Source organism: Nocardioides sp., from assembly GCF_035547795.1.
Lineage (GTDB): Bacteria > Actinomycetota > Actinomycetes > Propionibacteriales > Nocardioidaceae > Nocardioides.
On record NZ_DASZUF010000175.1, the window covers coordinates 1 to 11,708 of the forward strand.

An 11,708-nucleotide genomic window follows, 5' to 3' on the forward strand; every position below is an offset into this window, starting at 1 on the left:
GACCTGGTTGACGGAGGTGCCGCGGACCTGGCGGACCGCCTCGGCGATGCCGTTCATACCGTGGATGTAGGCCTCGCCGAGCTGCCCGCCATGGGGGTTGATCGGGAGCCGACCGCCGAGCTCGATCCCGCCGTCGGCGATGAAGCCGGGCGCCTCGCCACGCCCGCAGAAGCCGAGCTCCTCCAACTGCATCAGCACGTACGGCGTGAAGTGGTCGTAGAGCACCGCGGTCTGCACATCGGCCGGGCCCAGGCCGGACTGGCGCCACAGCTCGCGGCCGACCACGCCCATCTCCGGGATGCCGATGTCGTCGCGGTAGTAGGAGGTCATCACGAACTGGTCCGCGGCACTTCCCTGCGCCGCCGCCGCGATCACCGCCGGCCGCTGCCTCAGGTCGCGGGCTCGCTTTGCCGACACCACCACCAAGGCCACGGCCCCGTCCGACTCCTGACAGCAGTCGAGCAGGTGCAGCGGATCCACGATCATCCGCGACGCCTGGTGCTCCTCGAGCGTGATCGGCCGGCCGAAGAAGAACGCCGCGGGGTTGGTCGCGGCATGCCGCCGGTCGGCGACCGCGACCCGGCCGAAGTCGGCCGAGGTGGCGCCGTACTCGTGCAGGTAGCGCCTGGCCTGCATCGCCACCGTCGCAGCCGGCGTGCCGAGCCCGAACGGGTAGGTCCAGGCGTTGTCGAGACCGTTGGTGTTGACCTGCTGCGCCACCGAGGCGTCGACCTGGCCGAAGCGCCGGCCGGAGCGCTCGTTGAAGCCGCGGTAGGCGACCACGACGTCGGCGACCCCGCAGGCCACCGCCATCGCCGCCTGCTGCACGGTGGCACAGGCCGCACCGCCGCCGTAGTTGATCCGGCTGAAGAACCGCAGCGCCGGGATCCCCAGCTCACGGGCCAGTGCGATCTCCGAGGACGTGTCCATGGTGAACGTCGTCAGCCCGTCCACGTCGGCCGGGCCCAGCCCGCAGTCCGCCAGCGCCGCCCGGACCGCCTCGACCGACAGCTGCAGCTCGGAGCGGCCGGACTCCTTGGAGAACTCCGTCGCCCCGATCCCGACGATCGCGGCCGCGCCGCTCAGCATGCGATCCGCACCGTCCCGGCGACGTGATCGCCGAGCGAGACCGCACCGCGCACCGCGATGGTCGCGATCCCGTCCGCGACGGAGTCGACCGAGCCGGTGAAGCGCAGCGTGTCATAGGGGTACGCCGGTGCCCCCAGCCGGATCGCGATCCCGCGAATCTCCACCGCCGGGCCGGCCCAGTCGGTCACGTAGCGCTCGCACAGCGCCGTGCTGGTGAGGATGTTGAGGAAGATGTCCTTCGAGCCGGCCGCGACCGCCCGGTCGCGGTCGTGGTGCACGTCCTGGAAGTCGCGCGTCGCCAGCGCCGTCGCCACCACCAGCGTCGGCGTGATCGGCAGCTCCCAGGCCGGCAGCGCGTCTCCCACGGTGAGCCTCATACCCGCCTCCAGAACGGCAGCGTGAGCTCGTCGTCGACCCGGGCGAAGTCGACCCGCAGCCGCATCCCGATCGCCATCTCCTCCGGTTCGACGCCGGACACCTCGCCGACCATCCGGACGCCCTCGTCGAGGTCGATCAGCGCGATCACGAGCGGCAGCTCCTTGCCGGGGATGGGCGGGTGGCGGTGGACGACGTACGAGAAGACGGTGCCGAGCCCGGAGGCGACCAGGTGGCCGCGGTCGAGCGCCCCGCACCCCGGGCAGGCCGGACCGGGCGGGTGCCGCAGCGCGCCGCAGGCGTTGCAGCGCTGGATCCGCAGCTCGCCGAGCGCCGCGCCCTCCCAGAAGTAGGCGCTGTCCCGGTTGACCATCGGCCGGATGCTCACGGGGCCTGCCTGGGGATGAACTTGAGGACCCGGAAGAGCATCGTGGCGACCCGCTCCCGGCCGACGTACCAGGTCGAACGGGAGGTCACGAAGTAGCCCACGCCCATGCTGGTGGTCTTCGGGCCGACCACGGAGTCGAGCGCGGTGGTCACCCGCACCCGCTCGCCGACGCGCAGATAGCGGTCGTAGGACTGCTCGCAGTCGGTCCCGAGTACGGCGGTGAACCCGGCGTCGGTCAGCACCCGCATCATCGCGTGCAGGGGGTCGTCCTCGGCGGGCGAGCCGCCGAGCCCGTACATGGTCCACACCTGCGCCATCGACGGCGGCGCCTCGCCGCCGGTGAAACGTGGAGAGACCAGCCCCATCGCCTCCAGCCAGTCGTTGATCCGAGGCTGGTTGACCGGGTCCCGGGCCAGCCGCTGGGCCGCCTCGCCCCAGCCCCTGATCCGCTCGGCCTCGGCCAGCACGTGCTCGTGCACGTCGGGCGCGACGCTCATCGCGGCACCCGTGGCAGCCCGAGCCCGAACTGGGCGATCAGCTCGCGCTGGATCTCGTTGACGCCGCCACCGAAGGTGAGCACCAGGTTGCGCTTCGCGGCGGCATCGAGGAAGCGCAGCAGCCGGGCGGTCTCCGGCTCGGCAGGGTCGCCGTACGTCGCGACCACGTCGAGCAGGTCGAGCCCCAGCCGCTGCACCTCGGCGGAGGCGAAGACCTTGCACGCCGAGGCGTCCGCGACCGCGGCGCGGCCGGCGGCCGGGCGCGCGGCGACCTGCCAGTTGAGCAGCTCATTGACCCGGAAGCTGGCGGTGGTCCGCGCCAGCACCTCTCGCACCGGCGCCACCGACAGCACGCCGTGCGCGGCCGCCCAGCCGGCGACCAGGTCCCGCAGGCCCTCCAGCCGCCCGGCCGGGCCGAGCATGACCCGCTCGTGGTTGAGCTGGGTGGTGATCAGCCGCCAGCCGCCGTTCTCCTCGCCCACCAGCATGTCCGCCGGCACCCGCACGTCGTTGAAGTAGGTGGCGTTGACGTGGTGCGAGCCGTCGATGGTGCGGATCGGCGTCCAGGAGAAGCCCGGGTCGCGGGTGTCGACGATCAGGATCGAGATGCCGTGGTGCCTGGGCGCGGACGGGTCGGTGCGGGCGGCCAGCCAGATGTAGTCGGCCGCGTGCCCGCCGGTGGTCCACAACTTCTGCCCGTTGACGACGTAGTGGTCGCCGTCGCGCCGGGCGGTGGTCCGCAGCGAGGCCAGGTCGGTGCCGGCGTCGGGCTCGGAGTAGCCGATCGCGAAGTGCACGTCGCCGGTCAGGATCCGCGGCAGGAACAGCTCCTTCTGCCGCGGCGTGCCGAACTCCTGCAGCGTCGGGCCGACCGTCTGCAGCGTGACCGCGGGCAGGTGCACGTCGGCGTACGCCGCCTCGTTGGCGAAGATCTGCTGCTCGACCCCGCTGCGGCCCTGGCCGCCGTACTCCCGCGGCCAGCCGACGCCGAGCCGGCCGTCGGCGCCCATCTGCTTGATGATCCGGTGGTACGCCGGCCCGTGCCGGTCGGTCAGCATCTCCTCCCGATCGGCCTCGCTGACCAGCGTGGCGAAGTAGGCCCGCACCTCCTGCTTGAACGCACGCTGCTCCTCGGTGAGCTCGGCGCTCTTGCCGGCCGTCTCGGTCGCCGGCGCGGCGGCGAGGGTGCCGATCCGCCCGCCGAGGCGCCGGACCAGGTCGAGCACGCCCGAGGTGTACGCCGCCAGCGGGTAGGTCTCGTCCACGCCGACGCCGCCGTGCAAGTGGTGGCAGGTCTGGAGCGAGGCCGGGACGCGGTCGCACAGCCAGAACGACGCGATCGCCAGGTCGTCGTCGACCGGGTCGCCGGCCTCGAGGCGGCGCACCACCTCCGCCACGGCCAGCTCGGTCAGCCGGGCGACGACGTAGACGTCGGCGACCTGTTGGGCGACCGCCTGGAACTCCGCCAGTCGCCGGCCGAACTGGCTGCGCTCGCCGAGGTAGCCGGCGGTCAGCTCCAGCGCGCCGGCCAGCAGCCCGCTGCCCCGCAGCAGCCGTCCCGCGGTCACGTGCGCGCGCACCACCGCGGCCGCGTCGAACGTCGCCACCACCGGCGCCTCCGCGAAGGCGTACGTCGCCTCCGGGACGCCGCTCGACGACCGCGAGGGAGCTGCGCTCACGCCCGGGCCGGCCGGGTCGACCAGCGCGACCGTCGGGCCCTCGGCGGTGGCCGCGGTGACCACCAGCAGCGTCGCCGTCGTGAAGACCGGCACGCCCACCGTGCGGCCGTCCAGCCGACCGTCGACGAGCCGGGTCGCCGCCGGCGCCAGGCCGGGTTGGTCGAGAGCCGGCGCCAGCATCAGCTCGCCGGCGGCGACCCGCCCGAGCAGGTCGCCGCCCAACTCGGGGGCGAGCGCGGTCAGCAGCGGCAGCGTCTCGTGCAGCGGCACCGTGGCGCCGCGCCGCGCCGCGCCGCGCAGCAGCACGCCGACCGCCGACAGTCCGAGCCCGGCGCCGCCGTACTCCTGCGGGACGGGGAGACCGAGCAGCCCCGCCTGCGCCAGCGCGCGCCACCGCCCGGCCGGGTCCTGTGGCCCCCGCTCGAGCACGTCGGCCAGGACGCCGTCGATCTCGGCGCTGAGATCCTCGCTCACCCGGGCCTCCTCCGCGTCTCATTTCTGAAACATGTTCTACCTTAGCGGAGGAGTGCTGCCAAGCCTGACTCGACTTCAGCCGACGCTGGCCTGGGCGCTGTCCGAGACGGTCACGCCGTTGGCGAACTCGACCAGCTGCGCGTCGGTGAGGCCGAGGTCCGCCCAGGCCTGCACGATCACGTCGTGCCCGCCGTCGAGGTACTCCAGCGTGGTGGCCACGCCCTTCTCCGTGTGCAGGTAGCCGGTGGTGCCGTGCACCGTGACCGGGTGGTCGGTGTGGCGCAACGTCGCGTCCTTGGACTGGAGCATCACCGTCAACTTGCCACTGAAGACGTCGAGGCTGCTGTGGTCGTCGGCGCGGGCGACGTCGAGCGAGTACGGCGTCGCGCCCTGCAGCACGAACCCCGCCGGCACCTTCGCCACGGTGAACCCGGGCTGCTGGGCACCGGTGTAGTCGACCAGCCGCAGGTGACCCGATGCCGGCGGTGTCGCGACATCGGGCCGCTCGCCGGACTGGCCGCCGGACTGGCCCGCGACGACGACCGCGGCGAGGACGCCCACCGCCGCGACCGCGACGCCGCCGCTGCCCACTCGTGTCAGTCGACGGCGGTGGAGCGCCCGGCGCGCCCGCGCGACGTCGGCACGCACCACCTCGTCGCTCACCGGTGGGGCCGGGACGCGCAGATCACGCAGCCGGGTCTCGAGATCAGTCATGGACTCCTCCTACAGATGCGGTGTGCTGGAACCGGGCGCGGAGCTTGTCGAGCCCGCGCGCGGTCTGGCTCTTGACGGTGCCGGTGGAGCAGCCGAGCGCGTCGGCCACCTCCTCGACGGAGCGGTCCTCGACGTGCCGCAGCACGACCGCGGCCCGCATTCGCGGCGGCAGCTCGCGCAACGCGTCGACGAGCTCGCCGTCGAGCGAGACCGCGTCGAGGGCCGGGTTGTCGGGCAGTCGACGCTGCGCTCCCGGCTCACCCACGGCCGGCGGCGATGGTCGAGGAAGCAGTTGACGAGCACTCGCCGGGCGTAGGCCTCGATCCGGGTGCCACGAGCGCGACCCCAGGCGAGGTACAGGCGCACCAGCGCGGTCTGGGTCAGGTCCTCCGCGAGGTGGCGGTCGCCGGCGGCCAGCGTCGTCGCCGTCACCAGCAACTCGCCGCGGCTGCGCCGGACGAACTCCTCGAACTCGGCCTGGAAGGGTGCTCTCACACCCCTACAACGGGCGGCGAGGCCCGGCCGGTTGCATCAGCGCGGCAGACCCAGGATCTGCTCCGCGGCGACGTTGCGCAGCACCTGCGTCGTACCGCCCGCGATGGAGAGGCAGCGGGTCAGCAGCATCTCGTGGACGTCCTCGCCCGCGCCGGCGAGCAGCGCCCCGGGGCCCAGCAGGTCGACGGCGAGGTCGGCGGCCTCCTGCCGGCTGCGGACGCCGAGCAGCTTGGCCACGCTCGACTCCGGACCCGGACCGCTGCCGGCGAGCGTGCGCAGCGTGACCCGGGCGCCCAGCAGCGCACAGACCGTCGCCAGCGCGACCTGCTGCCCGGCCCGGACCAGATCCAGCGAGCCGTCCCCGACCAGCTCGACGCAGCGCTCCACGCTGGCGCCGAGCCGCGAGGAGGCCATCGCGACCCGCTCGTTGGCCAGCGTGGTGCGCGCCAGCGCCCAGCCGCCGCCGACCTCGCCCACCAGGCACTCGTCGGGCACGACCACCCCGTCGAGGAAGACCTCGTTGAAGAGCGCGTCCCCGGTCATCTCCCGCAGGGGACGTACGTCGATGCCCGCCGAGGCCATATCGACCAGGAAGTAGCTGATCCCGCGGTGCCGGCGTTCGGCCGGATCGGTCCGGGCCAGGCAGATCGCCCAGTCGGCCTGCGCGGCCAGCGACGTCCAGACCTTCTGTCCGGTCAGCCGCCAGCCACCGTCCACTCGCTCCGCGCGGGTGCTCAGCGAGGCCAGGTCGGAGCCGGCGCCGGGCTCGCTGAACAGCTGGCACCACGTCAGCTCTCCCAGCAGCGAGGGCCGCACGAACCGCTCGCGCTGCGCGTCGGTGCCGTGCGCCAGGATGGTGGGCACCGCCCAGGCGGCGATCTTCAGGTCCGGCCGCTCGATGCCGGCCGCGGTCAGCTCCTCGTCGATGACCAGCTGCTCGACCGGCGTGGCGTCCCGTCCGTACGGCGCCGGCCAGTGCGGCACCAGGTAGCCGCTGTCCACCAGCGCCCGCCGCCGGTCGGGCCGCGCCGCGATCTCGGCCACCCGCGCTCGCACCCGCTCCCGCAGGCCCTCGGCGCCGGCCAGCTCGATCCGCAGCCGGCGACGCTGCCCGGCCACCGTCCGCCGGGCCAGCCGCTCGGCATAGACGTCACCGGGGCCGAGCAGGCCGCGCAGCGCGACCGCCCGGCGCAGATAGAGGTGGGCATCGTGCTCGAAGGTGAACCCGATGCCACCGAGCACCTGCACGCAGTCCTGGGCGACGCGGACCGCGCCGTCGAGTGCGACCGCGCCGGCCACCTCCACCGCGAACCCCCATTGCTCGTCCCCGGCGTCGGCGGCCGCGGCAGCGTCCCACGCCGCCGCCGCCACCGCCTCCCGGGTCTCGAGCATGCCCGCGCACAGGTGCTTGACCGCCTGGAACCGCCCGATCGGCTGACCGAACTGCTCGCGCACCTTGGCGTGCGCGACCGCCGTCTCCAGGCACCAGTCCGCGATGCCGGCGGCCTCGGCGGCGGCATATGTCAGGGCGGTACGGCGCACCTCGTCCGCGGTCAGCCCGGTCACCACCTCACCGACCTCGGCGGGGGCGATGACGCGTGCCGCGCGACGACTCAGGTCCACTCCGGCGGAGGGGACCAGCGTCAGGTCGTCGGCCGCGACCAGCCGCCAGGACTCGCCCGCCGGGAGCAGCACCCGGTCGGCGCCGACCGCGTCGTAGCCGACCTGCCCGTCGAGGACGAACCCGGCACTGCCGCCCTCCGGCAGCACCCGGCCGTGTCGTGCCAGCAGCGTCCCCACCACGACCGTGCCCAGCAGCGGTCCGGGCAGCAGGGCATGGGCACACGCCTCCAGGGCGACTGCGGCGTCCAGCAGCGTTCCGCCGCCTCCGCCGTACTCCTCCGGGACGGCGATCACCGCGACGCCCTGGTCGACGACCTTGGCCCAGACCGGCGCGAACGCCGCGGCAGGGTCGTCCTCGGCGGCGCGCACCAGCGCCGGCCCGTCGAGCCCGTGGGCCCAGGCGCGCAGGCTGGACGCGAGCGCTCGATGCTCCTCCGTCACCCCGATCGGCACGGCACCTCCTGAATAGAACGTGTTTCAATACTAGAGCGAAAGGAGAACGTGTTTCACGGATCGGCCGGACGTTCGTTAGCCTGGCCCCAGCGGGCGAGGAGGAGAGCGTGAGCAGCAGCAGTGCGACGGAGGTGGCCGGCCAGACCGGATCGGCGGCCCAGCGGGAGCGACGGCGGCGGATTCTGGACGCGACTATCGCGTTGGCGACCGAGGGCGGCTTCGACGCGGTGCAGATGCGCACCGTCGCCGACGACGCCGAGGTCGCGCTCGGCACGCTGTATCGCTACTTCCCGTCCAAGATCCATCTGCTCGTCTCCGCGCTGGGCCGGGAGTTCGAGGAGGCCGAGCAGCGCACCGCGACGCGGGCCATCCCCGGCGAGACGCCGCACGACCGGGTGATGTTCCTGCTCAGCCGCACCACCCGGATGCTGCAGAAGCAGCCCAAGCTCACCGAGGCGATGGTGCGGGCGTTCATGTTCGCGGACGCGTCGGTGGCCGGCGAGATCCACGAGGTCGGGATGCGGCTGACCACGATGATCTCGCGGGCCATCACCGGCTCCCCCGAGCACGGCGAGGCGACCGAGGAGGAGGCCGCCATCATCCGGGTGATCGCCGACGTCTGGCTCTCCGCCCTGGTCGGCTGGGTCACCGGCCGCAGCGAGGCCACCGACGTCGAGAAGCAGATCGACGTCGCCGTCCGCCTCCTCCTGCGTTGAGAGGTCAACCTCCGAAGGCGTGGGTGGCGGTGGCGCCGCCGTCGATCGCGATCTCGGCCCCGGTGACGTAGCCCGACTCGTCGCTGGCCAGATAGACGTAGAGCGGAGCGATGTCCTCCGGTACGCCGACTCGCTTCAGCGCCACCTTCGAGCCACCCCAGGCCATCGCCTCGTCGTTCGCGCCCATGCCGCGGGTCATGCCGGTGTCGATCATGCCGGGGTGGACCGAGTTGACCCGGATCCCGTCCGGGCCCAGCTCGAGCGCGGCCGCCTTGCTCAGCCCGCGGATGGCGAACTTGGTCGACGTGTAGCCGGCCACCAGCGGCATCCCGGCCAGGCCCTCGATGGAGGAGGCGTTGACGATCGAGCCGCCGCCGTTCGCCTTCATCGTGGGAATGACCGCCTTGATGCCGAGGAAGCAGCCGAGCGTGTTGACCCGCCACAGCAGCTCGTACTCGGCCGGGTCCTGGTGCTCGATGTCGGCGAAGCGGAGGATGCCCGCGTTGTTCACCAGGACGCTGACCGGACCGAAGCGCTCGGTCACGCCGGCGACCAGGGCCTCCCACGAGCCCTGGTCGCTGACGTCGTGATGGACGAAGACGGCCTTCTCGCCGAGCTCCTTGGCCAGCAGCGCGCCGGGCTCGTCGGCGATGTCGGCGATGGCCACCTTCGCGCCCTCGGTCACGAAGGCCCGGCAGATCGCCGCACCCTGACCCTGCGCGCCGCCGGTGACGATCGCGATCTTGCCTGCCAGTCGTCCCATCACTGCCCTCCCGGGGTGAGCCTCATGATCGCGTCGGCGGCGAAGCCGACGCTCGGGTCGTGCTCGACGAACCAGCCGCCGACATGCTTGTCCAACGCGTCCAGGTCCCACGTGCCGGCGTCGGGCTGCTCGATGGCGAGGTCCCAGCGCTGGGCCACCGTGGGAGCGGCGAGCAGCGCGACCATGCCGCCGTACACGACGAAGACCTGGCCGGTGATGCGGGCCGCCGCCGGCGAGGCCAGATAGGCGACCAGCGGCGCGACGTGCTCGGGGCTGTAGGGATCCACCTCGGCTCCGGAGGCGTCGGCGCCGAAGACGTCGGCGGTCATGGCGGTGCGGGCCCGCGGGCAGATCGCGTTGGCGCGTACGCCACAGCGACCCAGAGCCCGTGCGGTCGAGATCGTCAGCGCCACGATGCCGGCCTTGGCGGCCGCGTAGTTGGGTTGACCCGGCGGCCCCACCAGGAACGCCTCGGAGGCGGTGTTGACCACCGCCGCATCGACCGGCGTCCCCGTCTCCTTGGCCCGGGCCCGCCAGTGCGCGGCGGCGTTGCGGGTGAGCAGGAAGTGTCCCCGCAGGTGGACGGCGAGGACCGCGTCGAACTCCTCGTCGGTCATGTTGAACAGCATCTTGTCCCGGGTCATCCCGGCGTTGTTGACCACCGCGTCGAGCCGGCCGAAGCCGTCCACGGCGGCGGCCACCATCGCATCGGCGGTGGCCCGTTCGCTGACGTCGCCAGGGGCCAGCGCCACCTCGCCGCCGAGCGCCCGGATCTCCTCGGCAACCGCGTCGGCGCCGTCGGGCAGGTCGTTGAGCACCACGCGGACGCCGGCGCGAGCCAGGGCCAGCGCCTCGGCACGGCCGAGCCCGGCTCCGGCGCCGGTGACGATGGCGACCCGGCCGTCGAGGTTTGCCATCAGTCCTCCACGATGCTCAGCGCCGCCCGGGGACAGCCGGCGACGGCGCGCTCGACGCGCTCCCGGTTCTCGTCGGTCACGATGGGGTCGTCGACCTGGAGCAGATCGTCGTCGTCGAGGTGGAACACGTCGGACGCCATCGCCTCGCAGACCCCGTTGGACTCGCACAGGTCCCAGTCGACGCTGATCTTGGCCATTGCCACCTCTCCTCACCCTGCTCCCTGACCGGGGAGCGCAGACAGCTTGCGGTGGTCCCAGCTGGCCACCTTCTCCGGCTCGATGACGACCCCCACCCGCTTGGTGGCCTGCTGGTCGAGGATGTCCTCGCCCAGCCCACCAAGGTCGGCGCCGCCGGACATCCGGGCGAGCACCCGGGCACCGAGGGCGCGGATCTCGTCGTACTCCTCGACGAGACGCGCCCGGCCGGCGATGCTCGCGCCGCGCAGCTCGAAGTAGTCCTCGCCCGTCTCCACCAGCGCGCTGATCCGGGGGTCGCGGCGCAGGTTGGCGATCTTCTGCGAGGAGCCGTAGGTCCAGAATGCGATCCGGCCGGCGTCGTCGAGCGCATAGAAGAGCGTCGTCAGGTGCGGCGCGCCATCCGGGCCGACGGTGGCGACCTGGACCTTCGTCTGCTCGCCGAGGAACGCCGCCAGCTCGGCGGCGGAGAGGCGGACGGCGGCGCGACCGACAGCCATCACACCCACCTCCGTCGGTCGCAAAACTGAAACACGTTCTACCTTAGCAGATCAGGTCGACGCCGACATGTCGGAGATCAGCCATACGCCGTTCTGCTTGACCAGGCTGACCAGCTCCCAGGTGGGGCTCTGCACCGAGTTCTTGCTGTTCTTGGCGGTGGCGCTCTGGTTGACGAAGACCAGCACCCGCGCACTCGACTCGGTCGCCGACAACAGCGCCACCGCGCAGTCCGAGGCACTGCACGTCGACTTCCCGCTCAGCGAGGCGACCTGCGCCTTGACGGTGACCTTCAGCTTGGCCTGCTGTTGCCGGTCGGCCTGAGCCGGCAGCGTCTTCTCGTACTTCTTCCGCATCGCCGGCGTCATCAGCTTCTCCGCCGTGGCGATGTCCTGCGCCGAGGAGGCGGCGCGGTAGGACATCACCGTGGCGGTCAGCGTCGCCGCCTGGCTCATGATCGCGGCCCGGGCGCCGGCCGAGGAGAGCTGTCCGTCGGGCGCGACGTCGTCGCTGTTGGCGTTGTTCACCGCAAGCCAGAGGCCGCCTCCGGCCACGACGAGCGCGATCACCAGCACGGCGGTGAGGATCCAGGGCCGTCGCCGGGTCGGTACGGCGGAGGTCGCGGGCTCAACCGGCCACGGGAGCTGGGCCAGAGTCTCGGTGGACTCCGTGGACTCCGTGGCCGCGGTGGACTCGGTGGGCTCGGCGGGCTCCGTGGTCGCCCGCGGGGCCCCGGCCAGGTCCGAGCCGCAGTATCGGCACTTCACCGCTGCCGCCTTGATCACCTCGGCGCAGAACGGGCAGAGCTTCTCGTCGGGCTTCAGGTCGCTCA

Annotated in this window: 14 protein-coding genes and 1 pseudogene; 1 reads left to right on the plus strand and 14 read right to left on the minus strand. The window is 72.8% G+C overall.

All coding sequences use genetic code 11. The annotated features are described in order from the left end of the window. The 9 genes and pseudogenes from VHA72_RS12210 to VHA72_RS12250 form a co-directional block, all read right to left on the minus strand. Positions 1-1,089: lipid-transfer protein (locus VHA72_RS12210; RefSeq protein ID WP_325575579.1), on the minus strand; the 1,089-nt coding region annotated here is incomplete at its 3' end. Beyond that, the gene (locus tag VHA72_RS12215) at positions 1,083-1,466 is read right to left on the minus strand and encodes a MaoC family dehydratase (protein ID WP_325575581.1); all 384 of its coding nucleotides are present in this window, start codon (positions 1,464-1,466) and stop codon (positions 1,083-1,085) included. The genes VHA72_RS12210 and VHA72_RS12215, both read right to left, overlap by 7 nt. Then, entirely contained in the window at positions 1,463-1,852 is a 390-nt protein-coding gene (locus VHA72_RS12220) for a Zn-ribbon domain-containing OB-fold protein (RefSeq protein WP_325575583.1), read from the minus strand. The genes VHA72_RS12215 and VHA72_RS12220 overlap by 4 nt, the downstream gene beginning before the upstream one ends. Next, entirely contained in the window at positions 1,849-2,349 is a 501-nt protein-coding gene (locus tag VHA72_RS12225) for an FAS1-like dehydratase domain-containing protein (RefSeq protein ID WP_325575585.1), read from the minus strand. The genes VHA72_RS12220 and VHA72_RS12225 overlap by 4 nt, the downstream gene beginning before the upstream one ends. Continuing rightward, positions 2,346-4,502, minus strand: coding sequence for an acyl-CoA dehydrogenase family protein (locus tag VHA72_RS12230; protein WP_325575587.1), 2,157 nt, complete (start codon positions 4,500-4,502; stop codon positions 2,346-2,348). The genes VHA72_RS12225 and VHA72_RS12230 overlap by 4 nt, the downstream gene beginning before the upstream one ends. Before the next feature lie 75 nt (positions 4,503-4,577). After that, positions 4,578-5,216 carry a hypothetical protein gene (locus tag VHA72_RS12235; protein WP_325575589.1) on the minus strand — a complete coding sequence of 213 codons (639 nt, stop codon included), beginning with the start codon at positions 5,214-5,216 and terminating at the stop codon, positions 4,578-4,580. Then, positions 5,209-5,481 carry a sigma-70 family RNA polymerase sigma factor gene (locus tag VHA72_RS12240; protein WP_325575591.1) on the minus strand — a complete coding sequence of 91 codons (273 nt, stop codon included), beginning with the start codon at positions 5,479-5,481 and terminating at the stop codon, positions 5,209-5,211. The genes VHA72_RS12235 and VHA72_RS12240 overlap by 8 nt, the downstream gene beginning before the upstream one ends. Positions 5,482-5,543: 62 nt before the next feature. Next, positions 5,544-5,711, minus strand: a pseudogene (locus VHA72_RS12245) (SigE family RNA polymerase sigma factor); the annotation flags it as partial. Positions 5,712-5,747: 36 nt separating this feature from the next. Beyond that, on the minus strand, positions 5,748-7,787 hold the full coding sequence (locus VHA72_RS12250; protein WP_325575593.1) for an acyl-CoA dehydrogenase family protein: 2,040 nt from the start codon (positions 7,785-7,787) through the stop codon (positions 5,748-5,750). Between the two features lie 107 nt (positions 7,788-7,894). Here VHA72_RS12250 and VHA72_RS12255 point away from each other — a divergent pair, with 107 nt between their 5' ends. Continuing rightward, positions 7,895-8,503, plus strand: coding sequence for a TetR family transcriptional regulator (locus VHA72_RS12255; protein ID WP_325575595.1), 609 nt, complete (start codon positions 7,895-7,897; stop codon positions 8,501-8,503). Between the two features lie 4 nt (positions 8,504-8,507). Here the strand turns inward: VHA72_RS12255 and VHA72_RS12260 are convergent, their stop codons facing one another. The 5 genes from VHA72_RS12260 to VHA72_RS12280 form a co-directional block, all read right to left on the minus strand. Further along, on the minus strand, positions 8,508-9,266 hold the full coding sequence (locus VHA72_RS12260; protein WP_325575597.1) for an SDR family NAD(P)-dependent oxidoreductase: 759 nt from the start codon (positions 9,264-9,266) through the stop codon (positions 8,508-8,510). Next, on the minus strand, positions 9,266-10,183 hold the full coding sequence (locus VHA72_RS12265) for a 3-oxoacyl-ACP reductase (protein ID WP_325575599.1): 918 nt from the start codon (positions 10,181-10,183) through the stop codon (positions 9,266-9,268). The genes VHA72_RS12260 and VHA72_RS12265 overlap by 1 nt, the downstream gene beginning before the upstream one ends. Next, the gene (locus VHA72_RS12270; protein WP_325575601.1) at positions 10,183-10,380 is read right to left on the minus strand and encodes a ferredoxin; all 198 of its coding nucleotides are present in this window, start codon (positions 10,378-10,380) and stop codon (positions 10,183-10,185) included. Before VHA72_RS12270 ends, VHA72_RS12265 begins: the two co-directional genes overlap by 1 nt. A gap of 12 nt (positions 10,381-10,392) precedes the next feature. After that, a complete protein-coding gene (locus VHA72_RS12275) occupies positions 10,393-10,878 on the minus strand; it encodes a pyridoxamine 5'-phosphate oxidase family protein (RefSeq protein ID WP_325575603.1) in 486 nt (161 codons plus the stop codon). Between the two features lie 51 nt (positions 10,879-10,929). After that, positions 10,930-11,708 (minus strand): hypothetical protein (locus tag VHA72_RS12280; protein ID WP_325575605.1); only part of this gene is annotated, 779 nt, incomplete at its 5' end.

Coding starts and splice junctions, on each gene's coding strand:
- VHA72_RS12215 (WP_325575581.1), bottom strand. CDS start 1,466: ATGAGGCTCACCGTGGGAGACGCGCTGCCGGCCTGGGAGCTGCCGATC.
- VHA72_RS12260 (WP_325575597.1), bottom strand. CDS start 9,266: ATGGGACGACTGGCAGGCAAGATCGCGATCGTCACCGGCGGCGCGCAG.
- VHA72_RS12275 (WP_325575603.1), bottom strand. CDS start 10,878: ATGGCTGTCGGTCGCGCCGCCGTCCGCCTCTCCGCCGCCGAGCTGGCG.
- VHA72_RS12265 (WP_325575599.1), bottom strand. CDS start 10,183: ATGGCAAACCTCGACGGCCGGGTCGCCATCGTCACCGGCGCCGGAGCC.
- VHA72_RS12225 (WP_325575585.1), bottom strand. CDS start 2,349: ATGAGCGTCGCGCCCGACGTGCACGAGCACGTGCTGGCCGAGGCCGAG.
- VHA72_RS12270 (WP_325575601.1), bottom strand. CDS start 10,380: ATGGCCAAGATCAGCGTCGACTGGGACCTGTGCGAGTCCAACGGGGTC.
- VHA72_RS12235 (WP_325575589.1), bottom strand. CDS start 5,216: ATGACTGATCTCGAGACCCGGCTGCGTGATCTGCGCGTCCCGGCCCCA.